Origin of the sequence: Mesorhizobium sp. BH1-1-4 (genome assembly GCF_020165665.1) — a bacterium.
GTDB lineage: Bacteria > Pseudomonadota > Alphaproteobacteria > Rhizobiales > Rhizobiaceae > Mesorhizobium.
The window spans coordinates 44,667-69,551 of record NZ_JAIUIN010000027.1; the positions used below are offsets into that span (position 1 = coordinate 44,667).

General features: G+C 63.8%; 29 protein-coding genes. 14 read left to right on the forward strand and 15 right to left on the reverse strand.

Annotation, left to right across the window (positions count from 1 at the left end; all coding sequences use genetic code 11):
- Positions 1-10 precede the first annotated feature (10 nt).
- Entirely contained in the window at positions 11-532 is a 522-nt protein-coding gene (locus LB569_RS28335) for a winged helix-turn-helix transcriptional regulator (RefSeq protein ID WP_140707952.1), read from the reverse strand.
- A gap of 93 nt (positions 533-625) precedes the next feature.
- Between LB569_RS28335 and LB569_RS28340 the strand changes: the two genes are divergently transcribed.
- The 4 genes from LB569_RS28340 to LB569_RS28355 all read left to right on the forward strand — a co-directional run bounded on the left by LB569_RS28340 (position 626) and on the right by LB569_RS28355 (position 3,053).
- Positions 626-1,462, forward strand: coding sequence for an alpha/beta fold hydrolase (locus LB569_RS28340; RefSeq protein ID WP_224694938.1), 837 nt, complete (start codon positions 626-628; stop codon positions 1,460-1,462).
- A 117-nt stretch (positions 1,463-1,579) separates the two neighbouring features.
- On the forward strand, positions 1,580-2,236 hold the full coding sequence (locus LB569_RS28345; protein WP_224694939.1) for a glutathione S-transferase family protein: 657 nt from the start codon (positions 1,580-1,582) through the stop codon (positions 2,234-2,236).
- A 5-nt stretch (positions 2,237-2,241) separates the two neighbouring features.
- A complete protein-coding gene (locus tag LB569_RS28350) occupies positions 2,242-2,577 on the forward strand; it encodes an ArsR/SmtB family transcription factor (RefSeq protein WP_137930819.1) in 336 nt (111 codons plus the stop codon).
- Positions 2,578-2,588: 11 nt separating this feature from the next.
- Positions 2,589-3,053, forward strand: a complete 465-nt coding sequence (locus tag LB569_RS28355; RefSeq protein ID WP_224694940.1) for an SRPBCC family protein — start codon at positions 2,589-2,591, stop codon at positions 3,051-3,053.
- A gap of 32 nt (positions 3,054-3,085) precedes the next feature.
- Here LB569_RS28355 and LB569_RS28360 read toward each other — a convergent pair whose 3' ends face one another.
- From LB569_RS28360 to LB569_RS28370, 3 genes are all read right to left on the reverse strand, one after another.
- Positions 3,086-3,349: an ArsR/SmtB family transcription factor gene (locus tag LB569_RS28360; RefSeq protein WP_140707962.1), complete on the reverse strand. Its 264-nt coding sequence runs from the start codon at positions 3,347-3,349 to the stop codon at positions 3,086-3,088.
- 31 nt (positions 3,350-3,380) lie between these two features.
- On the reverse strand, positions 3,381-4,628 hold the full coding sequence (locus LB569_RS28365) for an MFS transporter (protein WP_140707964.1): 1,248 nt from the start codon (positions 4,626-4,628) through the stop codon (positions 3,381-3,383).
- 87 nt (positions 4,629-4,715) lie between these two features.
- Entirely contained in the window at positions 4,716-4,910 is a 195-nt protein-coding gene (locus tag LB569_RS28370; RefSeq protein ID WP_224694941.1) for a DUF1192 domain-containing protein, read from the reverse strand.
- Between the two features lie 121 nt (positions 4,911-5,031).
- Here LB569_RS28370 and LB569_RS28375 point away from each other — a divergent pair, with 121 nt between their 5' ends.
- The 4 genes from LB569_RS28375 (at position 5,032) to LB569_RS28390 (ending at position 8,742) form a co-directional block, all read left to right on the forward strand.
- The gene (locus LB569_RS28375; RefSeq protein ID WP_224694942.1) at positions 5,032-6,042 is read left to right on the forward strand and encodes an NAD(P)H-quinone oxidoreductase; all 1,011 of its coding nucleotides are present in this window, start codon (positions 5,032-5,034) and stop codon (positions 6,040-6,042) included.
- Positions 6,043-6,410: 368 nt separating this feature from the next.
- Complete coding sequence (locus tag LB569_RS28380; protein WP_064987068.1) at positions 6,411-6,551, forward strand: DUF1127 domain-containing protein; 141 nt, start codon at positions 6,411-6,413, stop codon at positions 6,549-6,551.
- 266 nt (positions 6,552-6,817) lie between these two features.
- On the forward strand, positions 6,818-7,900 hold the full coding sequence (locus LB569_RS28385) for a helix-turn-helix transcriptional regulator (RefSeq protein WP_224694943.1): 1,083 nt from the start codon (positions 6,818-6,820) through the stop codon (positions 7,898-7,900).
- A 146-nt stretch (positions 7,901-8,046) separates the two neighbouring features.
- Positions 8,047-8,742 carry a DUF1013 domain-containing protein gene (locus tag LB569_RS28390; protein WP_015315358.1) on the forward strand — a complete coding sequence of 232 codons (696 nt, stop codon included), beginning with the start codon at positions 8,047-8,049 and terminating at the stop codon, positions 8,740-8,742.
- 64 nt (positions 8,743-8,806) lie between these two features.
- Here the strand turns inward: LB569_RS28390 and LB569_RS28395 are convergent, their stop codons facing one another.
- The 4 genes from LB569_RS28395 to LB569_RS28410 all read right to left on the reverse strand — a co-directional run bounded on the left by LB569_RS28395 (position 8,807) and on the right by LB569_RS28410 (position 10,913).
- Positions 8,807-9,526: a helix-turn-helix transcriptional regulator gene (locus LB569_RS28395; protein ID WP_208699615.1), complete on the reverse strand. Its 720-nt coding sequence runs from the start codon at positions 9,524-9,526 to the stop codon at positions 8,807-8,809.
- A 72-nt stretch (positions 9,527-9,598) separates the two neighbouring features.
- On the reverse strand, positions 9,599-10,006 hold the full coding sequence (locus LB569_RS28400; RefSeq protein WP_224694944.1) for a hypothetical protein: 408 nt from the start codon (positions 10,004-10,006) through the stop codon (positions 9,599-9,601).
- Between the two features lie 64 nt (positions 10,007-10,070).
- Entirely contained in the window at positions 10,071-10,661 is a 591-nt protein-coding gene (locus LB569_RS28405; protein ID WP_224694945.1) for a DJ-1/PfpI family protein, read from the reverse strand.
- A gap of 84 nt (positions 10,662-10,745) precedes the next feature.
- Positions 10,746-10,913: a hypothetical protein gene (locus LB569_RS28410; RefSeq protein ID WP_224694946.1), complete on the reverse strand. Its 168-nt coding sequence runs from the start codon at positions 10,911-10,913 to the stop codon at positions 10,746-10,748.
- Between the two features lie 267 nt (positions 10,914-11,180).
- Here LB569_RS28410 and LB569_RS28415 point away from each other — a divergent pair, with 267 nt between their 5' ends.
- Positions 11,181-12,134: a ring-cleaving dioxygenase gene (locus tag LB569_RS28415; RefSeq protein WP_140707976.1), complete on the forward strand. Its 954-nt coding sequence runs from the start codon at positions 11,181-11,183 to the stop codon at positions 12,132-12,134.
- 114 nt (positions 12,135-12,248) lie between these two features.
- Complete coding sequence (locus LB569_RS28420) at positions 12,249-12,410, forward strand: hypothetical protein (protein WP_140707978.1); 162 nt, start codon at positions 12,249-12,251, stop codon at positions 12,408-12,410.
- Between the two features lie 21 nt (positions 12,411-12,431).
- Here the strand turns inward: LB569_RS28420 and LB569_RS28425 are convergent, their stop codons facing one another.
- The 7 genes from LB569_RS28425 to tkt all read right to left on the reverse strand — a co-directional run bounded on the left by LB569_RS28425 (position 12,432) and on the right by tkt (position 22,004).
- Entirely contained in the window at positions 12,432-13,145 is a 714-nt protein-coding gene (locus tag LB569_RS28425; RefSeq protein ID WP_224694947.1) for an SGNH/GDSL hydrolase family protein, read from the reverse strand.
- Positions 13,146-13,234: 89 nt separating this feature from the next.
- The gene (locus LB569_RS28430; RefSeq protein WP_224694948.1) at positions 13,235-13,966 is read right to left on the reverse strand and encodes a DUF899 domain-containing protein; all 732 of its coding nucleotides are present in this window, start codon (positions 13,964-13,966) and stop codon (positions 13,235-13,237) included.
- A gap of 185 nt (positions 13,967-14,151) precedes the next feature.
- A complete protein-coding gene (locus tag LB569_RS28435; RefSeq protein WP_224694949.1) occupies positions 14,152-15,177 on the reverse strand; it encodes a class I fructose-bisphosphate aldolase in 1,026 nt (341 codons plus the stop codon).
- A gap of 147 nt (positions 15,178-15,324) precedes the next feature.
- A complete protein-coding gene (locus LB569_RS28440; RefSeq protein WP_224694950.1) occupies positions 15,325-16,521 on the reverse strand; it encodes a phosphoglycerate kinase in 1,197 nt (398 codons plus the stop codon).
- A gap of 257 nt (positions 16,522-16,778) precedes the next feature.
- Positions 16,779-18,656 carry a potassium/proton antiporter gene (locus LB569_RS28445; protein ID WP_224694951.1) on the reverse strand — a complete coding sequence of 626 codons (1,878 nt, stop codon included), beginning with the start codon at positions 18,654-18,656 and terminating at the stop codon, positions 16,779-16,781.
- Positions 18,657-18,842: 186 nt separating this feature from the next.
- The gene (gap, locus tag LB569_RS28450) at positions 18,843-19,853 is read right to left on the reverse strand and encodes a type I glyceraldehyde-3-phosphate dehydrogenase (protein WP_140707988.1); all 1,011 of its coding nucleotides are present in this window, start codon (positions 19,851-19,853) and stop codon (positions 18,843-18,845) included.
- Positions 19,854-20,012: 159 nt separating this feature from the next.
- Positions 20,013-22,004, reverse strand: a complete 1,992-nt coding sequence (gene tkt / locus LB569_RS28455) for a transketolase (protein ID WP_224694952.1) — start codon at positions 22,002-22,004, stop codon at positions 20,013-20,015.
- Between the two features lie 262 nt (positions 22,005-22,266).
- Between tkt and LB569_RS28460 the strand changes: the two genes are divergently transcribed.
- The 4 genes from LB569_RS28460 to LB569_RS28475 all read left to right on the forward strand — a co-directional run bounded on the left by LB569_RS28460 (position 22,267) and on the right by LB569_RS28475 (position 24,803).
- Complete coding sequence (locus LB569_RS28460) at positions 22,267-22,539, forward strand: DUF4164 domain-containing protein (protein WP_015315371.1); 273 nt, start codon at positions 22,267-22,269, stop codon at positions 22,537-22,539.
- Positions 22,540-22,550: 11 nt separating this feature from the next.
- Positions 22,551-22,916, forward strand: coding sequence for a cell division protein ZapA (locus tag LB569_RS28465; RefSeq protein ID WP_056575728.1), 366 nt, complete (start codon positions 22,551-22,553; stop codon positions 22,914-22,916).
- A 210-nt stretch (positions 22,917-23,126) separates the two neighbouring features.
- Positions 23,127-23,786: a peroxiredoxin gene (locus tag LB569_RS28470; RefSeq protein WP_140707991.1), complete on the forward strand. Its 660-nt coding sequence runs from the start codon at positions 23,127-23,129 to the stop codon at positions 23,784-23,786.
- 144 nt (positions 23,787-23,930) lie between these two features.
- The gene (locus LB569_RS28475) at positions 23,931-24,803 is read left to right on the forward strand and encodes an MBL fold metallo-hydrolase (RefSeq protein WP_224694953.1); all 873 of its coding nucleotides are present in this window, start codon (positions 23,931-23,933) and stop codon (positions 24,801-24,803) included.
- Positions 24,804-24,885: the final 82 nt, after the last annotated feature.

The following is a 24,885-nucleotide window of genomic DNA, read 5'->3' on the forward strand; positions in this document are numbered from 1 at the left end:
AAATAGTTGGTCAGGCGGCCGGGCTGGCGTTGAGGGCCTTCGCGGCAACCACCGCCTGATAGGCGGCCTGCAGCGTCGCGCGGACAGAAGGGCCGGGCGCTGTGTCGAGGGGTGTGCCGAGATGCTCATGGCGCAACTCGTCCATGAATTTCTCCCACATTGGCGGTCCGCCCTTTTCCAGCAGTTCGGCGCGGATCGAGAGTTCCTCGCTGGTCGGCAGCCAGATGCGGCCCCAGGCGCCGAGATGAGCAAGGATGGGCACCAGGGTGATGGCCATCTCGGTCAGGCTGTAGATCGCCTTCTGCTTGTGGCTGGGGTCGTCGGCCTTGGTCAGCATACCGAGCTCCATCAGCCGCTTCAGCCGGTCGGCGAGGATGTTGGAAGCAATGCCTTCGATCGAGCCGTTGAGCAGCTCGCGAAAATGGCGCCTGCCGCCGAAAATCATGTCGCGCAGGATGATCAGGCTCCAACGGTCGCCGAACACCTCGAGCGAGAGATTGATCGGGCAGCCGGACCGGCGATCGAGGGGCATTCGATTCTCTCCGCAAAACCAGTTGCATTATCGTATCGGTTTTATTATCGTGCAACCGATTGCAAAATGCAAGCAGAAGAGGAGGGCCACGAAATGACGAGCAAAGACCGTCCCGAGATCGTATCCGAAGCGTTTGGCGATCCGTCGGATCCCGCGCTGCTGTTGATCATGGGGGCGATGGCTTCGATGCTTTGGTGGCCGGAGGCCTTCTGCCGGAACCTGGCGAATGCTGGCCTGTATGTGATTCGCTATGACAATCGCGACACCGGCCGGTCGACCAAATATCCGGTGGGCCAGCCGCCCTATAGTTTCGACGACATGGCCGACGACGCGATTGCCGTTCTCGACAGCCACGGGGTCGGCAAGGCGCATGTCGCGGGCATGTCGATGGGCGGCATGATCGCGCAGCGCGTCGCGCTCAGGCACCCCTTGCGCGTCGCGTCGCTGACCGTGATCAGCAGTTCGCCCGTGGGGATCGACACGTCACACCTGCCACAAACGACCGATGCCTATCTGGAACATTCGGCCGCTGGCGCCAAAGTCGACTGGGCCGGCCGCCGGGAGGTCATAGACTTCATGGTCAGTGATGCGCGGGCGATCGCCAGCACCGCCCATCCGTTCGACGAGGCCGCGACGAGAGCGTTCATCGAACGGGATTATGCCAGGTCCGGCGGCTTCCTTAGCGCAACCAATCATTTCATGCTCAAGGGCAGTGACGAGTGGAAGGGCCGCCTGCACGAAATAGCGGCGCCACTTCTGGTCATCCACGGCACGTCGGATCCGATCTTTCCGGTCGAGCATGGCGAGGCCTTGGCCCAGGCTGTTGCGGGCGCGAAACTCCTTCGGGTCGAGGGCGGTGGTCACGAACTGCACGCGGATGACTGGCCCGAGATGGAAGCGGCCATCGTCGACCACGTCCGATCCAGTTGAGATCTGCCGGATGAGACTTGCCGGGTGAGACTTTGCGGGTGAGCCTTGACGAGCGAGGCTCACCGCAATAGTTAAGTGAATGCTTCAGTGTTGCCACGGAAACAGACGAGTCCAATAATGTCCCTGACGCTGCATTTCCATCCGCTGGCCTCTTTCTGCTGGAAGCCGCTGATCGCGCTCTACGAGAACGCCACGCCCTTTGCGCCCGTCATCGTCGATCTCGGCGATGAGCGGTCGCGAGCGGCCTTCCTGAAGATTTCGCCGACCGGCAAGATGCCGGCGCTGCGCGACGATGCACGCGACCGCACGGTGCTGGAATCGACCATCGTTGTGGAGTATCTGGCCGCGCACTATCCGGGACCGGTCGACCTCGTGCCCGCCGACATCGACCTTGCGTTGGCGATCCGCCAGGCCGACCGCTTCTATGATTTCTATGTGCAGGAGCCGATGCAGAAGATCGTCGGCGACAGGTTGCGGCCGCTGGACAAGACCGATCCATACGGCGTCGAACAGGCGCGCGGCCAGTTGCGCAATTCCTACGCCATCATCGAGCAGGAGATGCGGTCGAGGGAATGGGCCGTGGGCTATGCCTTCACCATGGCCGATTGCGCGGCGTCTCCGGCGCTCTTCTATGCCAACAAGGTCGAGCCGTTCGGCGACAAATATCCCGCCGTGAAGCGCTATCACGACCGGCTGATGCAGCGCGCCGCCTTCACCAGGGTGATCGAGGAGGCGCAGCCCTACTTCAAGTTCTTCCCCTACAACAACGGCTGACCGCGATGCTGCACGATCCCGCCCAGCTCGACCTGATGTTCCAGGCGCTCGCCGATCCGGCGCGGCGGCAGATGGTCGACCGGCTGTCTCGCGGCCCCGCCTCGGTGAGCCAGTTGGCCGAGCCGCTGGCGATGTCGCTGTCGGCGGTCGTCCAGCACCTCAATCTGCTGGAGGCGAGCGGCCTCGTGCGCACGCAAAAGGTCGGGCGTGTACGCACCTGCCAGATCGAACCGAAGGCGCTGCGAGCGGCCGAGCACTGGATCAACGAGCGGCGCCTCTCCTGGGAGCGCCGGCTGGATCGGCTCGGCGATTTCCTGGCCGAGACCAAGGACGAAACATGAAGGAGAGTCCAGTGAGCCAACGATCCGTTGTCCATTCCACCTTTGTCGTCGAGCGGAGTTATCCGGTGGCCCCGGCGAAGGTCTTCTCCGCCTTCAGCGACCCGGATGCCAAGCGGCGCTGGTTCGTCGATCCCCATGACCCGGCGCCAAGCCGGCACGAAATGGACTTCCGTGTCGGCGGCAAGGAGGTCAATGCCGGCTGCCCGAGCGATGGACAGATGCATTTCTTCAACGCGGTCTATCAGGACATCGTGCCGGACCAGCGCATCGTCTACAGCTATGATCTGCTGTTTGGCGAAACCCGCGTCTCGGTGTCGCTGGCGACCATCGAATTTGTCGCGGAAAACGGCGGCACGCGGCTGGTGATGACCGAGCAGGGCGCCTTCTTCGACGGCCATGACACGTCAGCCACGCGCGAGCATGGAACGGGCGAGCTGCTCGATGCGCTCGGCGCCTTCGTGAATTCGCAATCCTGACCGGGCGGGCGAGCACCGCGGCCAGAAAACGGTCAGGCTTCCCAGAATTGATCGAGCCAGATGTTGAGTTTCAGGAAACCCGCGTTGCTCACCGTATAGACACGCCTTGTGCCTTCAGCCTTGGCGTTGACCAATCCAGCGTCGAGCAACACTTTCAGATGCTGCGATACGGCCGGGCGTGAGACGGGCAACCCGGACGCCAACTCGTTGACGGTCTTCGGACCGCGTCGAAGTTCTTCCAGAAGATGGCGCCGATTGGGATCGGCGATCGCCATGAAGGCGTCGGAAAACATCATGCCTCATTTGTGAGGCAAAGTTTTTCAAATCTCAACTGTTTGCTTCTGCTTTTCTTCTCGGATCGAGCCGCAATGCTTCTGGGGTCACCGAGCGGTCGGCCGGCTGTGTCTTGAAGGCATCGCGATCCTCGATCGGCACCGGCGCGCGGCGGCTGATGCGCAGCAGCGTGTACCCCGCCAGCGACAGATGCGCGAAGGCGGTGGCCAGGAACAGGCCTTCCGGGCGCATCCAGCTCATCAGGGCGGCGGCCAGCAAAGGGCCGATCATGGTGCCGAAGCCGTAAAGCAGTAGCAGACCTCCGGACACCTTGACGAAATCCTCCGACCGCGCGTGATCGTTGGCATGCGCCACGGCGATCGAATAGAGCGTGTAGGCGAAAGCGCCGTAGGCGGCGGTGAAGACGATGACGAAGACGCCGGAACGCGGTTCGAACAGGAAGATCAGGAGCGCGAACAGCGCTGCACCGAAGGCGGCACCGGCCAGCACGAAGCGCCGGTCGGTCTTGTCGGAGAGGCGCCCGGCCGGAAGCTGCATTGCGGCCCCGGCGACGACCACCAGGCTCATCATCAAGGCGATCTCGGCCGTGGAAATGCCGATACGGGCGCCGTAGACCGCGCCAAGCGTGCCCCAGGCGCCGTTGGCGATGCCGATCAGGAGGCAGGCGATCGCCGACACCGGCGAGTTGGCGTAGAGCCCCTTGACGTCGAGCTTGACGTCCTGCAGCGGCTTGGGATGCGATGCCGTCGACACGGCGGTCGGGATCAGCGACAGGCAGAACAGGATCCCCGTGATCATGAACAGCGACGCCGATTTCACGTCGCCGCCGGCGACGATCATCTGGCCGCCCATGATCGAGGCATAGGTGACCATCATATAGAGGCCGAAGACGGTGCCGCGGTTTTCGTTGGTGGCCTTCTCGTTCAGCCAGCTCTCGATGACCATGAAGGCGCCGGCCATGGTGAAACCGGTGAAGGCGCGCAGCAGGATCCAGACATATTCATCGATGACCAGGCCGGTCAGCAACGCCACGATGGCGCCGGACGCGGCAAAGGCACCGAAGGCGCGCACATGTCCGGCACGGCGCACGATGCGCGGCGCGAAGAAACAGCCGGTGACGAAGCCGCCGGCCCAGGCCGTGCCCATCAGGCCGAGCGAAGCGGTCGAGAACCCTTCCACCTGACCGCGCAGCGGCAACAGCAGCCCGTGCAGTCCCGATGCCGCCAGAAGGAAGGCGGTGCCGCGAAGCAGGGAAAGGATCGGTCTGTAGGCTGCGAGCATTTTTTGATCCGGCTGAGGGCTGGGAGGGACGCAGGTTTGAAGACAGTCGCATTCGGGCTTTTCGGCGGCGGACGGCCACGTCAGCAATTATCCGCGGCGGAACAGCGCCTCGGCGGCCGACTTGGTGTTGTCCTTGGTCTCGCGTTCGGCCTCGAGCCGGGCGATCTCGTCGCGCAGAATGCCGATGCGCTCGGACAGTTCATCGACGGACAGCAGCGACAGATCCTGCCCGATCTCGTGCGGGCGTGCCTTTTTCTTGGGTTCGTCGTCGAAGATCGCCATCGTCGCTCCTCCTCCGCCAGACCAGATTGGCCATTTGCCTGATTTGGCAATCAGCATACATAGGGCAGGGGTGTCGATGCAAACAGCCGGTAAAAGCTGGCGAGGAAAGACGGGAAACTTCATGGCGAGCGGACAGAAAATTCCGGCACGGATGACGGCGATCGCGATCTCGGAACCGGGCGGGCCGCGGGTGTTGAAGCCGGAGACGCGCGACGTGCCGCTGCCCGGCCCCGGCGAAATCCTGATCAAGGTGCATGCCGCCGGCGTCAACCGGCCCGACGTCCAGCAGCGCAAGGGCGCCTATCCGCCACCGCCCGGCGCATCGGACCTGCCGGGCCTCGAAGCGTCGGGTGAGGTGGCGGCCCTTGGCGACGAGATATCGCGCTGGCGCATCGGGGAGCGGGTCTGTGCGCTCACGCCCGGCGGCGCCTATGCCGAATATGTCAAGGTGCACGCCGGCAGCGTGTTGCCGCTGCCGGCCGGCTTCACCCACACCGAGGCGGCGGCGGTGCCGGAAAACTACTTCACCGTCTGGCACAATGTGTTCGAGCGCGGCGGGCTGAAGAAGGGTGAGACGCTGCTGGTGCATGGTGGCTCGTCGGGCATCGGCACCACGGCGATCCAGCTTGCCTCGGCCTTCGGCGCCTATGTCATCACCACCGCCGGCAGCAAGGAGAAATGCGACGCCTGCCTGAAACTCGGCGCCGACCGGGCAATCAACTATCGCGAGCAGGATTTCGTCGCCGCCGTCAAGGAGGCGACCGAAGGCCGGGGCGCCAATGTCATCCTCGACATGGTCGGCGGCGATTATGTCCAGCGAAACTACGAGGCCGCGGCGGTCGAGGGCCGTATCGTGCAGATCGCCGTCCAGGCCGGCGCTGTGGCGAGCGCCGACTTTTCCAAGATCATGGTCAAGCGGCTGACCCATACGGGTTCGACGCTGAGGCCGCGCACCGTCGAATTCAAGGCGGCGATCGCGGCGGCGCTGGAGGCGCAGGTGTGGCCTCTGCTGGGCACCCGCAAGGTGGCGCCGGTCATGGACATGATCTACCCGCTCACCGATGCCTGGCGCGCGCACGAGCGGATGGAGGACGGGGATCATATCGGCAAGATCGTGCTCGACGTGGGCTAGGCCGTGCCGATATTCAGGCGAGGCCGACCTGCGAAAGGCGGCCTCTTGCGCTTCCGGCCTTCGCCGGCCGAAGCATTCATGATAGTGGCGAGGGAGTAAGATAAGGCTTCGGCCGGCGTAGGCCGGTGCTCACGTATTTTAAGTACACTCCGCTCCGGTTCTCGGAAGCCACCATTCTCGGCTCGGCCTGACCTGAATCTCCACACGGCCGGGTTCAGCGCCCGTCGTCCCCTGCCCACAAGATGAACAGAAGCTTAATGGTGCAATGCAGCATTTGCATCATTGCCATGCAAAATCAGCCGTTCAAGTCCTCATCGATGATCACTATTTAAGCAACATCGAAACGAACCCAATTCAGGAGGACTACCATGAACCCGATCCGCGCTTTCCGTAACTGGCGCATGTACAACGAGACCGTTCGCGAGTTGAACCGCCTCAACGCACGTCAGCTCAGCGACCTCGGCATCAACCGCGCCGACATCGAACGGATCGCCCGCCAGGCGATCTGATTGCAAGCGCGACCCCGCCGCAAGGCAGGGGTCGCAATGCAGAGCCGCCGCGCACGCTTGTCGTCGCCGGTTCCGAGCCCGCTGGACCCTGTCCGGCGGGTTTTGTCTTTTGGGGGTAGTCGGCTTGAGCCACTGTCATCCCTGTCAAGCATCAGGCGGCTTGACCTCTGTTTTCAACATGGCATCTTGCCGCGCGGGGACCGGCGGCTGCGTGAGGGCGTGGTCATCACGCCGGCAGACAGGCATCGCCAGAGGCTTCCACGCCCATGTTGGATGATCTTAACGACAAGATCTACGAGGCTGCTTTCGTTCCGGACCTATGGCCGGAGGTGCTGGAAGGCATAAATAGCGTCTCCGCATCGGTGGGTGGCGCCGTGTTCCTGTTTGCCGATGAGCAGCCGGTACGCGGAAGGACGGTGCCGCTGCTGCAGGACTTGCTGAACGAATTCCTTCTGGGCGATACGCTGCAGTTCTCCACGGCGGTCTCGCGCATGTGCGCGGTGCAGCCGGCGAGCTTCGTCGATGTCGAGGGTTTCCTGACAGCCGAGGAAATCGAGAACGACCCGATCCGGGTCCGCCTGCGCGCGCTTGGCATCGGCGCGCATACCTGTACCGCGATCCCGATGCCGAGTGGCGAACTGGCGATCTTTGTCTTCCAGCGAAGGCTTGGCGAGGGTCGCTACGACGCGGCGAGTTTCGATGTGCTCGATAGTCTGCGGCCCGCCATGGCGCGCGCCAGCCTGATCGCCGCGCGGCTTGGTCTGGAGCGCGCCAAGGGAACCGTTGCCGTCATGACCGCCATGGGGCTGCCGGCGGCCATTCTCTCGTCGAGGGGGTATGTGCTCGCCGCCAATTCGCTGTTCGAGAGCATGGGCTCGATCTTCCTGCCGGTCGCTTTTGGCGGCATGGCAATCGCCGATGCTGATGCCAATCGCCTGTTTCAGCAGGCCGTCCTGGCCGCGCGCGGGGAAACCGAACCCTCGGTACGGTCCATCCCGGTTCCGGCCGCGGCCGACAGGGCGCCACTGATCCTTCATGTTCTGCCGCTGCGCCGTTCCGCACACGAGATATTCTCGGGTGCCGACATCCTGGTCGCGGCGACGGCGGTGAACGCCAGTTCCATGGTGCCGTCGCCAACGCTGCTCGCCGGACTGTTCGACCTGACGCCAGCCGAGGCGCGCCTGGCTTCGGCGCTTTCGCAAGGGCGAACCCTGATGGAGGCGGCGGCAAGCGCCAACATCACCGTAAAGACCGGGCGAACCTATCTCGAACGGATATTCGCCAAGACCGGAACACGCCAACAGAGCCAGCTTGTCGCGCTGCTCAAGGGCACGGAGCCATTCCGCTAGCGACCGGTGCGCGGTTTCAGGCGGGTGTATCCAAAAACGTTGCGAAGCAGGCAGGGAACGGTTATACAGGCCGCGAATTTCCCATTTTGGTGGCTCTAAACCACCGCCCGCGCGGGAACGCGGGCGAACGAGAAGGATTTTTGCACATGGCCAATACGCTGCTGATGCCCAAGGCGACCGCCGTCTGGCTGGTCGACAACACCGCGCTCTCCTTCGAGCAGATCGCGCAGTTCTGCGGGCTGCATCCGCTCGAGGTCAAGGCGATCGCCGACGGCGAATCGGCGCAAGGCATCAAGGGCATGGACCCGATCATGACCGGGCAGCTGACGCGCGACGAGATCGCGCGCGCCGAGAAGGACCCGAACCAGCGCCTGAAGCTTTCCGACCCCAAGGTGCGGGTGCCGGAATCCAAGCGCAAGGGCCCGCGTTACACGCCGCTGTCGAAGCGCCAGGACCGGCCCAACGCCATTCTGTGGCTGGTGCGCAATCATCCCGAACTCAAGGACGCGCAGATTTCGCGCCTCGTCGGCACCACCAAGTCGACGATCGAGCAGATCCGCGAACGCAAGCATTGGAATTCAGCCAATCTGCAGCCGATGGACCCGGTGACGCTGGGTCTCGCCTCGCAGATCGACCTCGACATGGAAGTAAACCGCGCCTCGCGTGGCCGCGAACAGGCGCAGCCGGTCGGCGACACGCTGCTGCCGGCGGCATTGACCGAGCGGTTGGTGCCGGCGCCGGAGAAGCCGAAGGACGAGGACGCGGAGCTCGACGCCAACGCCGTCTTCGCCAAGCTGTCGGCGCTGAAGTCGAAGGACACCGATACGGACGACGAGGAATAGGCTTTTCGCCAGTTCGACAAAAAAGCCCGCTTCGAGCGGGCTTTTTTGTGCGATCCGGCAAATCTCAGCTTCGCGCCGCGCGGTCCGGCGCCATGCCGTAGTCCTCGCTGCGCTCCACCGCCCGGTAGAAATCGGCGAGCTGCTTGCCGCGTTCCGGCTTGAAGACGCGGCCGGCGATGACAACCGAGGCGATGCGGTCGATGCGGAAAGCGCGAAAATCATCGCGCATCTCGCACCAGGCGACCAGCGTCCACACCTTGCCCCAGAACCACAGGCCGAGCGGCCTGATGTCGCGCGCGGTACCGCGGCCGGCTTCGTCGGAATAGTCGATGGTCAGCACCTGGCGCTTTTCGACCGCGCGTTCGATCAGGTCGATCGCCTCGCGGGCGGCGTCGCTGACCACCCACATCGGCGTATGGATCTCGGTGCGGGCGATGCGGTCCTTCTCGGCGTCGGGCAACACGGCACCGATCTTGACCAGCGCCTCGTCGGCGGCGCGCGCCATGGCGGCACCGCCGAAGGCGCGCACCATGCGGGCGCCGGCGACCAGCGCCACGATCTCGTCACGCGTGAACATCAGCGGCGGAAGGTCGAAACCCTCCCTCATCATGTAGCCAACGCCAGCCTCCCCGTCGATCGGCACGCCGGTCGACTGCAGGTCGGCTATGTCGCGATAGATCGTTCGCTCGGAAACCTCGAGCCATGTGCCGAGCTTCTGGGCGGTGACCAGACGGCCACCACGCAGATGCTGCACGATCTGAAAGAGCCTGTCGGCGCGGCGCATCGTTTGCTTCCCCAGTGTTTTCCCTATGCATGCCGTGGCTCCCGGACCGGATCCACTTCCAAACGGCATGCATTATGGTTTCAGCCCTTCGCGCTTGCGCTGCGCGGCAACGAATTCCGCGCCAAAGGACAATTTCCTCGTTGTCGGCGTCTTCTCATCGAGCACGCGCCAGAAGGGGGCGACGTCGCTCAGCGTCATGCCGCGCTCAAGATCCTCGTTGGCGGCTTCGGCAACCGTGCGCAGATGATAGCCTATCGTGACCGGGCATGTCACTTCGGCGCCATGCTCGACGGCCAGCGCGGTGCGCAGCGCGCGAACATCCATTTCGACGCCTTCGGGGATCGAGCGGATGAAATCATCGACCTGGCGCGCGGTCGGCACCAGCATCGGCTGGCCCTCGACGACGTCGCCCATCGTGCGCGGCGTTGGTTTCACGCCATTGATACCAGGCGTGTTCAGCCTGTCGTTCCAGCTTTTCATCGATCGTCCTCTCGGCCGGCCATGCGCATTGTCACCATCGCACGCCGCTCCTGACAGCATACTGTCAGGAGGCTTCAGCATATTCCTTGGCGAACAGCGCCCGCATCCGCGCCAGATCGCTGCTTTTTTCGGGATAGAGCGATTGCAAAAAGGCAAGGGCAAAGGTGCCGGGCGCCGAACCCGGCGCGGACACGATTTTGCCTTCGGCCACGGCATGCGGCACGTCCTGATAATTGCCGTCGCCGGCATAGCCGGCTTCGTGGCGGTTGATCCAGTCACGGCCGTTGCTGGTGTGCCTGGCGTTCTCGAAAAGGCCGGCGCGGGCCAGGGCCAGCGTCCCGGCGCAGATGCCGCCGACCACACCGTCGCGCGTTGCGACGGCGCTTAGCAATCCAGCGACATCCGGCGCGGCCTTCGCCGCCCATTGGTCGGAACCGATGACGGCGATAGCATCGAGATCGGCATTCTCATCAACGCCGGCCGAGCGGTCCGGTGTCAGTCGAAAGCCGCTGATTCCGGTCACCGGCTTGCCGCCAGGCGTCAAGGACACCGCCCGGGCCCCGAACCATTCAACCGCCGAGGCCGCCAGCAGCCCATATTCCCAGTCGGCGAAACCCTCGATGAAAAGAAAGCCGATTGTCTTGCTGTCGGGCATGAGCTCGCTCCATCCCTCGCGCGCCGGACCTGATATCTGGGTGCTGACGGATCAGCCTCCAACCGCCGGCTTGAAAATTTTGCCTCAATTGCCGTGATGGTGACGCTCGGCATACATGTCGGGCCAGCCGATATCCTTGCGAATGTCGGCGGGCAGCGCGTTCATGAACCGCTGGGTGCGGATCTCGTTGCGCATCGTACGGATCTTGCCGACATAGTGCTGCATGCCACGCAGAATGGTGTAACCGTTCATGACCTGTCTCCTCTCTCTAACTGGAGGCAGTATCGCATACCCCTCCTGACAGCAGTCTGTCAGGAGGATGTCAGCTCCAGCGATGGCAGTTCCGTTCCTGTCGTGACGCGGCAAGCGGTCGCGGATTGTTCACTCGGAGAGAGCTAATCGAGGTCGTATTGTTCATCCTCGGATGACGGACTGTCGGGATAAGCGGCCTTCAGCGGCGTGACCGGAGTTCTGATATGGAGGGAGAAAATTTCTTCCCCAAAAACAAGGGAGACGACCATGAGCATGCAACTGACAGGGCTACACCATCTGACTGCCATCACGGCCAATGCGCCCGGCAATCTTCATTTCTACACCAAGGTACTGGGCCTGCGGCTGGTCAAGAAGACGGTAAACCAGGACGACACCTCGGCCTATCACCTCTTTTATGCCGACGGCGAGGCAACGCCGGGCACCGACCTGACTTTCTTCGATTGGCCAATCGGCCGCGAACGGCGCGGCACGCACAGTATCGCGCGGACCAGCCTCAGGGTCGGCGGCGAGGAGAGCCTTGCTTGGTGGAAGCAGCACCTTGCCAGCGAAGGCATTGTGACAGGCGATATTGCCGATATCGGCGGCTACAAATCGCTGGATTTCGAGGACCCCGAAGGCCAGCGGCTGCGGCTCGTCAGCGATGGCGGACGGGGCGGCAGCCATCCCTGGGCGCAAAGCCCGGTGCCGGCCGAACATCAGATCCGCGGGCTCGGGCCGATCGTCATCAGTGTCCCCGACAGCACCAACACCGAGGCGGTGCTGACCAAAGTGATGAACATGCGCAAGATACGCGACTATGCCTCGCCCGACGGCGAGGGCCAGGTCCACGTGTTCGAAATGGGCGCGGGCGGGCCGGCGGCGGAGCTTCATGTCGCCGTGCAGCCTGGGCTGGAACCTGCAAGGCAGGGCGCCGGTGCGGTTCACCACGTCGCCTTCAGGGCGCCCGACCAGGAGACGCTGCATCAATGGACGGCGCGCCTGGCGGAATTCCGGCTGCCGTCGAGCGGCGAGGTCGAGCGCTACTATTTCCGCTCGCTCTATTTCCGCGAGCCGAACGGCATCCTGTTCGAGATCGCCACCGACGGGCCGGGTTTCACCGCCGACGAGCCGCTGGAAACGCTGGGGGAAAGCCTCGCCCTGCCGCCCTTCCTCGAACCGAAGCGTGCTTCGATCGAGGCCGGCCTCAAGCCGCTGAAGTAGATCGCTGCGCGGTTAAAGCGGCGCCGCGTCCCGGTTCGGGATCGCGGCGTCTTTTCTTTCCGGAGACCGAACGAACCGCTTTGACAGGTGGCGGCGTTGCTGGTCAAAGGCGGCATGACGAAACTCCTCGCCCTTGTCATCGTCGGGTTCATGGTCATCCAGCTGATCAAGCCGCTCGGCTGGCCCGGGCTCAAGCGTCGCGGCGATTTCTGGAAGCTGGCGCTGCTCGCCATGGCGGCGATCTCGCTGGCGGCCGTGCTCGGGCATCTGACATAGGCCAGCACCTACCGTCGGCTCTCAGTCTCCAAGCGCGGGGCCGACGAGATGCTCGGCCCAGGCCCGGTAGCCGGCCTCCGAGGCATGAAACCCGTCGGAGGCAAAACCGGCTTCGGGATTGGTGATCGGCAGGCGTGGCGCCGGCAGCGCGCCGCGTTCCAAGCACAGCCGTTCACCCATCCGGTTCATCGCTGTGGCACGGATTTCGAGGATCTCGCCGAGCAGCGACGGCATGGCCGGCGCCCGCGTGAACTCCAGCACCGGCGACCAGACAACGCGCGCCTCCGGCCATTTGGCGCGCAACGCGTAGAGCAGGCCGCCGAACTCCTTCTTGAAGCGCGGCACGGAATGGAAATTCTTGGTGTCGTTGGTGCCGATGGCGAGCACGATATGTGTCCACGGATCAGCCGACAGGTTGGGCAGCACATGGTCGCGGATCTGGCCCGATGTCGCCGAATTGAAGCCGGCGGCGCGCCCGCGCACGGCGCTGCCGGTGCGCTGCGCAATCAGCGTGGCGAGCTGCGCGGCAAGGCCGTTTTCGGAATTGCCGATGCCGACCGAGGCGGCGGAGGAATCACCCAGCACCAGCAGCGAGATCACCGGGGCCTTGCCCGCGATCTCATGCATGACTGGTCCCTGCGCCGGCAGCATGCGCGAAGTGCGGCGACGCACGCCCAACCCCTGCCAGACATAGACGGGGAAAGCGAGCCAGGTGAGGACGGTCGGGAAACGCATGGGCTAACCGTAAAATGACCAGCGGCAGCCTTAGCGCATGTTGCGGCCGGGGTGAACGGATTGCTGCATCACCCGGAGATGACCTTCGGTCATGCGCCGCCAGACCGCGACCTGTTTTCGTACTCGTCGTGTAGTCGTACCCAATCCATCGATGTCCTGTAGGGACCGGGTTCGTCCCGGCCTTTCGGCGCCATGTCGAGATATTGATAAGCGCCGATGAACTGCTCGCTGCCGCGAGCGCGCGACATGAAGGTCAGGAAAATGTCGCCGGTCTCGTCCCTGTAGAAGACGGTGGTGCCGGGCAGATCCTTCGACGTCGTGACAGGTGTTTCGAAATTGTAGACAGCTTCGCCCGACGCGAGCTGCCGGTCGGTGAAGGACACCTGCATGTCGAAGTTGAAATCCGAGGCGTAGGATGACATCCAGTCGAATTTCCAGCCCATGCGCTGCTTGTAAGGCAGCAGCTCGGCGAGCGGCGCGCGCGCGATCACGACAAGCGACACGTCATGATGCCTGAGGTGCTGGTTGGCCCCATCGATGTGGTCGGCGACGAAGGCACAGCTCTCACAGTGATGCGTCGAGCCCGGCGCGAACACGAAATGGTAGACGATCAACTGGCTGCGGCCGGCGAAGAGATCGGCCAGCTTCCTCGGTCCCTGCTCCGTCTCGAAGACATAGTCCTTCCGGATCTTCAGCCAAGGCAATTCACGCCGCTCCGCCGCGACACGCTCGCGAAGCCGGGTCAGTTCCTTCTCCCGGGCCAGATGGGCCTTGTGCGCCAGAAACCAGTCTTCACGCGAAACGACCTTGTTGCGATGCATATGCCTCTCCCTGTCGATCACCCCCAAGGACGTTCGGGATGGGCGTAATCCGACATCGCCGCCGAAAACACCGGAGAGGACATAAGGATGGTCGGGCGCTATCCCAAGCTCTGGCCCAATCCTTGGGTGCTGCAAACAAAACCCGGGCACATGGCCCGGGTCCGGTTGCGAAAAGAGAGGCTGGTTCAGGCGGCCGTTTCCAAGGCTGGCTGCCATTTTCCGAGCGCGGCGAGATAATTCATGTGGGCGCGGTGGGTGAAGGCGGCCTGGCCGGCGGCGATGTTCGAGGCCTTGCCGCTCCAGGCCTTCTGCGGCGCGGCCTGCAGCGCGCGGCCATAGGAGAAGGTCAGCTTCCACGGATGCGGACCGATGGCGTTGATGGCGTTGAGGTTGGCGGTCGCCTCCTCGTCCTCCTGGCCGCCGGAGAGGAAGGCGATGCCCGGTATCGCCGCCGGCACCGTCTCGCGGAACAGTTTTATGGTCATTTCGGCGACCTTTTCGGGACTGTCCACCGTGCCCGACTTCTTGCCCGACAGCACCATGTTGGGTTTCAAAATCGTGCCTTCCAGAACCACGCGTGCCGCGTGGAGCTCGTTGTAGAGCTTAAGCAAAGTCATCTTGCTGATCTCGTAGCACGTGTCGATCGAATGGGCGCCGTCCATCAGCACTTCCGGTTCGACGATCGGCACGATGCCGGCTTCCTGGCAAAGGGCGGCGTAGCGGGCCAGCGCGTGGGTGTTGGAACCGATAGAGGTCGCCGACGGCACGCCCTTGTCCGTGTCGATGTCGATCACCGCGCGCCATTTGGCGAAGCGGGCGCCGAGTTTATAATAGTCGGCAAGGCGCTCGCGCAGGCCGTCGAGGCCTTCGGTGATGGTGTCGCCAGGAAAGCCGGCCAGCGGCTTGGCGCCGGCATCGACCTTGATGCCGGGGATGGCGCCCGCCGCCTTGATGATATCGACCAGCGGCGTACCGTCGGCGGCCTTCTGGCGGATGGTTTCGTCATAGAGGATGACGCCGGAAATGTACTTGGTCATCGCGTCCTTGGCGCGGAACATCATCTCGCGATAGTCGCGGCGGCTGTCGGCGGTCGATTCGACGCCGATGACATCGAAGCGCTTCTTGATGGTGCCGGAGCTTTCGTCGGCGGCCAGCAGGCCTTTGCCGTTGGCCACGATCGCGGCGGCAATGTCTTCGAGACGTTCGCTCATTTTGCTTCTCCTCAAGGGTCTGTTCCGCGCTTAACGGAACTCTACCGCCAAAGGAATGGCGCCGGGAAGCTCGAATCGATTGAAAGTCGCCGGCGCCGCCGCCGGCTCTCCTTGAGTTGATCAGATTGCCGGGGGCGCCTACAGGACTCAGCGCTTCAGCACGTCGACGCCGGGCAACGGCTTGCCTTCCATCCACTCCAGGAAGGCGCCGCCGGCGGTCGAGACATAAGTAAAATCGTCGGCGACACCGGCATGGTTGAGCGCTGCCACCGTGTCGCCGCCGCCGGCGACAGAGACCAGCTTGCCGGCCTTGGTGCGCGCCGCCGCGTGCTTGGCCGCCGCCACCGTCGCATGGTCGAACGGTTCGATCTCGAAGGCGCCGAGCGGACCGTTCCAGACCAGCGTCGCGGCACGGTCGATCCACTCGCCGATCGTCGTCACGGTCTTCTCGCCGACATCGAGGATCATGCCATCGGCCGGCACGTCGGAGATGGCGACGGTCTCGCAGGCCGCACCCGCCTTGAATTCCTTGGCGACGACCCCGTCGACCGGCAGGATGATGGCGCAGCCGGCCTCGGCCGCCTCGATCATGATCTGCTTGGCGGTCGGGGCAAGATCATGCTCGCACAGCGACTTGCCGACATCGGTGCCGCGCGCGGCGAGGAAGGTGTTGGCCATGCCGCCGCCGATGACCAGCGCGTCGACCTTCTTCACCAGGTTCATCAACAGGTCGATCTTGGTCGAGACCTTGGCGCCGCCGACGATGGCGACGACCGGACGCACCGGATTGCCCAGGCCCTTCTCCAGCGCTTCGAGTTCGGCCTGCATGGTGCGGCCGGCAAAGGAGGGCAACAGGCGCGCCAGACCTTCCGTCGAGGCGTGCGCCCGATGGGCCGCCGAAAAGGCATCGTTGACGAAGATGTCGCCATTGGCGGCGAGCCGTTCGGTAAAGGCGGGGTCGTTCTTCTCCTCGGCCTTGTAGAAGCGGGTGTTTTCCAAGAGCAGCACGTCGCCCTTGTCCATGGCCGCGACAGCGCTTCCCGCCGTGTCGCCGACGCAATCCGAGGCGAAGCCGACGGGGCGGCCGAGCACCTGCGCGGTGGCTTTGGCAATCGGCTCCAGCGAGAATTCGGGCGAGGGGCCATCCTTGGGTCGACCGAAATGGGCAAGCAGGATGACCTTGGCGCCCTTGCCGGACAATTCGGCGATGGTCGGCGCGATGCGCTCGATGCGGGTGGCGTCGGTGACCTTGCCGTCGGCGACGGGAACGTTGAGGTCGACGCGAACCAGCACGCGCTTGCCGCTGATGTTGCCGATATCGTCCAGTGTCTTGAAGGCAGCCATGCTGGTCCCTTTCCCTTAAAGCGTGTCGCGTCGACCCGATTCATGCGACGCGCTTCAGATCGTTGTTTTCATGCATGTCGTTCTCCCAAACCGAGGTCACTTTTGGGCGACATGCATTAGAAATCGCCGGGACCATACCTCGCATCAATGACGATGCAAGGCTTTGGCCGGGGTCGGATGCGAAATTTTGAGACGGGCGGGAACATAGTCCGTGAAGACCAACCGGCATATGTCAGGCTGGGCAAACGATCGTCCTGTCAGCTTTCGGTCGACGCCTTCTCGACCGCAGGCTCGGGGACCTCCGTCCCTGTCGTCACCCGCGCCTCGGCCGGCTTGCGCCAGTTGCGGATAAAGGCACTCAGACGGTCGCCCATCTCGCCGGCGCTAAGGAAGACAGGCACGCGTGCCACCGGCGCGGTCGGCTCGAAGGACAGGCCGAGCCCGGTGATTTTGCCCTTGTCGTCGACGTCGCGCACAATCAGTTCGATCGGGCCGAGCAGCACGCGGTCGGCATATTCGGCATGGCCGCCGAGCCGCGCCGTGACCAGCGCGCCGACGGTTTGTTTCTGCTCGGCCTCGGTGAGACCGGGCGCGTAGGCGGCTTCCAGTTCGGCGGCGGAGCGAGCCGGGTCGACGGCGAACGCGCCGAAGAAATCGGCATCCTCCGGGTCGACGACCGCCCGGCTGGCGAACAGCTTGTCGAGCAGGCGCGGATAGCGGTCGGGCACGAAGATGTAGACCTGGTCGCCGGCTGCGAGCCGGCCCATGTCCTGGAAACGCATCGAGCGGCCGTCACGCAGCACCAGGGAGGGCCGCGCCCAGCGCGGGATGCGCTCGCCGCGCGCCACGGGGCTGCCCGGCGCGACACGATAGGCAAGGAGTTCGTGATGGGCGGAGCCGGGCAGTTCCAGCTCGACCTTGTCCAGAGGCCCGAGCCGCGCCGGCACGATCAGGCCGAGGCGACGCGCCAGCGGGCCGACGGTCCAGCCCTGGATGACCAGCGACACCAGAACGATGATGAAGGCGGCGTTGAAGATGGTGCGGCCATTCTCCAGCCCGCCGAGCAGTGGCGTGATGGCGAGCAGGATGGATACGGCGCCGCGTAGGCCGACCCAGGAGACGAAGGCGACTTCGGGACGTGGCAGGCGGAATGGGATCAGGCAGAGCCACACGGCGACAGGGCGGGCGACGAACATCAGGAACAGGCCAAGCGCTATCGCAGGCACCATGATCGCCGGAAATTGCGAGGGCGTCGCGAACAGGCCGAGGATGAGGAACATGATGATCTGCGCCAGCCACGACATGCCGTCCTGGAAACGCTTCAGAATGGTGACGGCGCGGATGTCGGAATTGCCGGCGATCAGGCCGGCTATATAGACCGCGAGGAAGCCGGAGCCGCCAATCGCGCCAGCGGCGGCAAAGACCATCAGCGACAGGGTCAGCACGAAGATCGGCAGCAGGCCATGGTCGAGGTTGAGCCGATCGACCAGGCGCACGATGGCGAGGCCGCCAAGCACGCCGACGATGGCGCCGAGACCCATGTTGACGAGGAAGCCGAGGATCAGATTGGTGACCAGGACATTGGCTTCGGGATTGGCGTGGGCGGCGATGATCTCGACCAGCGTGATGGTCAGGAAGATGGCGATCGGATCGTTGGTGCCGGATTCCACCTCGAGCGTGGAGCGCACGCGCTCGCGCAGATTGATCTCGCCGGCGCGCAGCAGGAAGAACACGGCCGCCGCGTCGGTCGAGGCGACGGCGGCGCCGAGCAGGAAGGATTCCAGCCAGCTGAGGTCGAGCAGATAATAGGCGGCGGCGCCGAACAGTCCGGTGGTGAGAAGCACGCCGAAGGTCGCCAGCGACAGGGCCGGCCCGGCCGCCTGCCGCAAGGCGTTGAGCGGCGTGCCGAAGCCGGAATCGAAGAGGATGACGGCAAGTGCCAGTGAGCCGGCAAAATAGGCGATACGGGCATTGTCGAACTGGATGCCGAGGCCGTCGGTTCCGGTGGCGAGCCCGATGCACAGAAACAGGAGCAGGAGGGGCGCGCCAAAGCGGAAGGCGATCAGGCTCGAAAACGCGGCGGCGACAACCAGCGCCGTGCCGACCAGCGTAACGAGATAGATCGCATGCTCCATCCGTGATTTGCCCCTCGAATTCCTCTGCCTGCTGGATTTACGGGAGAGTGGGGCGAAGGCGTGACCAGTGCAAGGCGGGAGGGTGGTTTTTTGCCCCACGCCGCTGATTTTCGCGTTGCTGCTTCGGCAAACGAAAACGCCCGGACGAAGCCGGGCGTTTCAAGTGTCGAGAAGACGGATCCCAGATCAGGCGATGGTCTTGCCGAACGCGACTGCGGTGTCGCCCATGCGGTTGGAGAAGCCCCACTCATTGTCGTACCACGACAGCACCGAGACGAAGTTGCCGTCCATCACCTTGGTCTGGTCGAGCGCCAGGATCGAGGAGCGCGGATCGTGGTTGAAGTCGATCGACACGTTCGGATGATGGGTGACGCCGAGGATGCCCTTCAGTTTGCCGTTGGAAGCAGCGATGACCGCTTCGTTGATCTCCTGCACCGTGGTGGCGCGCTTGGCGATGAACTTGAAGTCGACGACCGAGACGTTGGGGGTCGGCACGCGGATCGAGATGCCGTCGAGCTTGCCCTTGAGGTCGGGCAGGACGAGGCCGATCGCCTTGGCGGCGCCGGTCGAGGTCGGAATCTGCGACAGGGCGGCGGCGCGGGCGCGGTAGAGATCCTTGTGCATGGTGTCCAGCGTCGGCTGGTCTCCCGTGTAGGAATGGATCGTCGTCATCATGCCCTTTTCGATGCCGACCGTCTCGTGCAGGACGGCCGCCAGCGGCGCCAGGCAGTTGGTGGTGCAGGACGCGTTCGAGATGACGATGTGGTCCTTGGTCAGCTTGTCGTGGTTGATGCCGTAGACGACGGTCAGGTCGGCGCCGTCGGCGGGCGCCGAGACCAGCACGCGCTTGGCGCCGGCGGTCAGGTGCGCGGCGGCCTTGTCGCGGGCGGTGAAGATGCCGGTGCATTCGAGCGCGATGTCGACGCCGAGTTCCTTCCACGGCAACTGGGTCGGATCCTTGATCGCGGTGACCTTGAATTTTTCCTTGCCGACGGTGATCTGGTCGCCGGAAACCGACACTTCATGCGGGAAGCGGCCGTGCACGCTGTCGTAGCGCAGCAGATGGGCGTTGGTCTCGACCGGGCCGAGATCGTTGACGGCGACGACATCGATATCCTTGCGGCCGGACTCATGGATGGCGCGCAGGATGTTGCGGCCGATGCGGCCAAATCCGTTGATGGCAACTCTGACGGTCATTGTTCTCTCCCTGGGAGCTGGAAGGCAGACGGTTGGTCCGCAGCTTCATAGCGGCGGACGGGCGAAGAATCCAGCCATCGAGGGCATGGATTAAATCGATTAGGTTGGTCCAGGCCCGGGACGTCGCCCGGGGCGACGCCACGGCGTGGGAACCAGCCCTTATTTGCCGTGCAGGCGGGCTTCCGCCGCCTTGGCGGCCGCATCGGCGGTGATGCCGAAATGCGGATAGAGCTGCTCGATGGTGCCCGAGGCGCCGAAGCCGGTCATGCCGATGAAGATGCCGTCCGAGCCGATGAGATGATCCCAACCCTGGCGGATGCCGGCCTCGATCGCCATCTTGACCGGCGCGTTGCCGATCGTCTTCTTGCGGTAGGCCTCGCTCTGCTTGTCAAACAGCTCGAAGCAAGGCACCGAGACGACGCGGGTCGGATGGCCGTGCTTCTCCAGGAGATCGCGGGCGCCGAGCGCGATCTCGATCTCGGAACCGGTGGCGAAGATCGTCACCGCCGCCTCGCCGCTGGCCGCGGCGAGTTCATAGGCGCCCTGGCTGCTGAGGTTCTTTTCGGTGAACTCGGTGCGCACGGTCGGCAGGTTCTGCCGGGTCAGCGCCAGGGTGGACGGCGTCTTTTCGGATTCGAGCGCGATCTGCCAGCATTCGGCGGTTTCCACCGCATCGGCCGGACGGAAGACATTGTGGTTGGGGATGGCACGCAATGCCGCCATGTGCTCGACCGGCTGGTGGGTCGGGCCGTCTTCGCCCAGACCAATGGAATCATGGGTCATGACGAAGATCGAGCGGATGCCCATCAACGAGGCAAGCCGCATCGATGGACGAGCGTAATCGGAGAAGCACATGAAGGTGCCGCCATAGGCGATGAGGCCGCCATGCAGCGTCAAGCCGTTGATCGCGGCCGCCATGCCATGCTCGCGGATGCCGTAATGGACATAGCGCTGGCCGTAGTCGTCCGGCGTGATGTTCTTGGTCTGGCTGGTCTTGGTGTTGTTGGAGCCGGTCAGGTCGGCCGAGCCGCCGATGGTCTCGGGCACAGCGCCGTTGATGACCTCCAGCGCCATTTCCGAGGATTTGCGGGTGGCGACCTTCGGCTTGTCGGCCGAGAGCTTCTTCTTGTAGTCGGCGATGACGGCGTCGAAATTTGCCGGCAGCTTGCCGGCAAGGCGGCGCTCGAACTCGGCCTTCAGCTTCGGATCGGCCTTGGCGAGGCGGCCTTCCCAGTCGGTGCGCGGCTTGGCGCCGGCCTTGCCGGCGGTACGCCAGGCGTCGAGAATGTCGGCGGGGATTTCGAAGGGCGGCGAGTCCCAGTTGAAGAACTTGCGCGCGCCGGCGATCTCGTCGGCGCCGAGCGGCGAGCCGTGCGCCTTGTTGGTGCCGGCCTTGGTCGGGGCGCCGAAGCCGATGGTCGTCTTGCAGGCGATCATCGTCGGCTTGTCGGAATGGCGCGCCGCCTCGATGGCGTAGGCAATCGCTTCCGGGTCGGTGCCGTCGATATGGCTGGCGTTCCAGCCGGAGGCCTGGAAGCGCGCGACCTGGTCGGTGTTGTCGGCCAGCGACACCGGACCGTCGATCGAGATGTTGTTGTTGTCCCAGAAGACGATCAGCTTGTTAAGCTTGAGGTGGCCGGCAAGCGCGATGGCTTCCTGGGAAACACCTTCCATCAGGCAGCCGTCGCCGGCCAGCACATAGGTGTAGTGGTCGACAAGGTCGTTGCCGAAGGCGGCGTTCATGATGCGCTCGCCGAGCGCGAAACCGACCGAATTGGCGAGGCCCTGGCCGAGCGGGCCGGTCGTGGTCTCGATGCCGGTGGCGTGGCCATATTCGGGATGGCCGGCGGTCTTCGAGCCCAACTGGCGGAAGTGCTTGATCTGGTCGATGGTCATGTCTTCGTAGCCGGTCAGATGCAGCAGCGAATAGAGCAGCATCGAACCATGGCCGGCCGACAGGATGAAGCGGTCACGATCGGCCCAGTGCGGGGTCTTGGGGTCGTATTTCAGGAAGCGCGTGAACAGCACCGTGGCGATGTCGGCGCAGCCCATGGGCAGGCCGGGATGGCCGGACTGAGCCTTCTCGACGGCGTCCATGGAGAGAAAGCGGATCGCATTGGCCATCCGGTCATGTTGTTCACGCGACGTCATGGTTCCTCCGAGGTGGGGGTTTGCGGGCTTGGGAGAGCCCTTGAAAAGGGTGCGCGACACATAGCAGGCGCGGGCTTTTAGTCAACAAATCGGGTGCAGATTTGCCGGTCTTGTGATGCCGTCGGCGGGCCTACTTTAGCGTTAGCGGGGGACAGTCGCGAGAGCTTTGTTGACGTCGCCTTCACCCGGTGCCTAATGTTTCCGACATAACGCGTTCTGAACGCGAACGATTCGGTGATGGGCAGGGCACAGGACGAAGGCCATGACCGGGGAAACCACGCTCAAGGAAGTGATCGCCAGGCTGAGCAAGGCCATCGAGGGGCTGGAAAACGCCGTCGCGGCCAAGCTCGAGCATGAACGCGACTATTCGGAAGCCGAGGCCGAGGTGCAGCGGATGAATGCCGATCGCTCGCGGCTCGCGCAGGAGCTCGACAATTCCGAAGCCCGCGCCGAACGCCTGGAAGACGCCAACAAGGAAGTCTCGCGACGGCTGGTGACCGCGATGGAAACCATCCGCGCCGTGTTGGACAGATAGGAGCTGGCCCGATGGCACAGGTCACGGTTTCAATCGACGGCAAGCAGTACCGCATGGCCTGCGACGAGGGCCAGGAAGAGCATCTGATCGATCTCGCCGAGCGCTTCGACCGCTACGTTTCGCATTTGAAGGATTCTTTTGGCGAGATCGGCGACCAGCGGCTGACCGTCATGGCCGGCATCATGGTGATGGACGAGCTTTCCGAGCTGCAGAAGCGCGTCAAGGGCATGGAAAGCGAAGTGCTGACCCTGCGCAAGACGCGCGACGAGGCGTTGACCAAGGCCGACAAGAGCGACAGCGTGCTGACCAACGCGCTTGGCGCCCTGGCGCAGCGCATGGAGGATCTGACGGCGACGCTGGCAATCAACAAGGCCTGAATCCTCGCCGATCCCCGCCGTTTGTCTCCTGCCCGAGATCACGCCTTATTTTTCGCCTCGATCCCGGCGGCGGCGAAAAATTTTTACCCGCCGGCCGAATAGCCGTCATCTCCAGCTTTTAATCCGTCATGCTGCGGTGCTACGACTAGGCGCCGGGGCCGGGCGGCTGAAAGAATGCCGGCTACATTTCACAAGGGGTAGGGATAGGTCATGAGTCTTCGTATCAACGATATCGCGCCGGACTTCACCGCCGAGACGACGCAGGGAGCCATCAAATTCCATGACTGGATCGGCGACGGCTGGGCGATCCTGTTTAGCCATCCGAAGAATTTCACGCCGGTCTGCACGACCGAGCTTGGCACGATGGCGGGGCTCGAGGGCGAGTTCAAGAAGCGCAACGTCAAGATCATCGGCATTTCGGTCGACCCGGTCGAAAGCCATGGCAAATGGCAGGACGACATCAAGACGGCGACCGGCCATTCCGTGCATTATCCGCTGATCGGCGACAAGGACCTCAAGGTCGCCAAGCTCTATGACATGCTGCCAGGCGGCGCCGGTGAGACCTCGGAAGGCCGCACGCCCGCCGACAACGCCACCGTGCGCTCGGTCTACGTCATTGGACCGGACAAGAAGATCAAGCTGGTGCTGACCTATCCGATGACGACGGGGCGCAACTTCGACGAGATCCTGCGCGCGGTCGATTCCATGCAGCTCACCGCCAAGCACCAGGTGGCGACGCCGGCGAACTGGAAGCAGGGCGAGGACGTCATCATCACCGCCGCCGTTTCCAACGAGGATGCGATCAAGCGCTTCGGCGCCTACGACACCATCCTGCCCTATCTCAGGAAGACCAAGCAGCCTTCCGCCTGAAGCCAGCGCGCCGGAACGGTTTTCGGGTTTCCGCTCCTGTGGGCCAAGTCATGCTTGACTGGTTCGCCGGGGCGGACAACCATGCTCCGGTGGGGTGCCGGCGGAGAAAATCCTTCCTGCCGGGAAAGCTTGGGGAAGCCGGACGTGGATATAGCTTTGGCGAAGCCGCAGGTCAGCGGCTTCCATGACAAGCCGACTGGGGCCATCCAGTATATCGTTGCCGATCCCGCGACGAAGCGATGCGCCATCATCGACCCTATCCTCGACTTCGATGAAAAGTCCGGCGCGACGAGTACGAAGAGCGCGGATGGCTTGCTCGATTTCATTGGGGAAAACGGGCTGGAGCTGGAGTGGATTCTCGATACCCATCCCCACGCCGACCATTTCTCGGCGGCGCATCACCTGAAACAGAAGACCGGAGCGCCGATGGCGATCGGCGACAGGATCGTCGACGTCCAGGCGCTGTGGAAGGTCATCTACAACTGGCCGGATTTTCCCGCCGACGGCGCGCAGTGGGACAGGTTGTTCGCCGAGGGCGAGACGTTCCGGATCGGAACCCTTCCGGTCAAGGTGCTGTTTTCGCCCGGGCATACGCTGGCGTCGATCAGCTATGTGGTCGGGGATGCGGCCTTCGTGCATGACACGGTTTTCATGCCCGACAGCGGTACGGCGAGGACGGATTTTCCCGGCGGCAGCGCCACGCGGCTCTGGCGCTCGATCCAGGATATATTGGCTCTGCCCGACGAGACGCGCGTCTTCGTCGGCCACGATTACCAGGCCGGTGGCCGCGAGCCACTGTGGGAAAGTACCGTGGCGATACAGAAATCCACCAACGTCCATCTCGTCGCCGCACGCACCGAGGCCGAGTTCGTTGCCCTGCGCGAGGCGCGCGACCGCACATTGCCGATGCCGCGGCTGATCCTGCATGCGTTGCAGGTCAACATGAATGGCGGGCGGCTGCCGGAGCCGGAAGCCAATGGCCGGAGATATCTGAAATTTCCGCTGGATGGGTTGTGAGGTTTAGTGTCCAGCCGATAGATGGGTAACAGTTTGAACCGGATACATAGGTAACAGTTTCTCCCCTTATGATGGGTTCGCC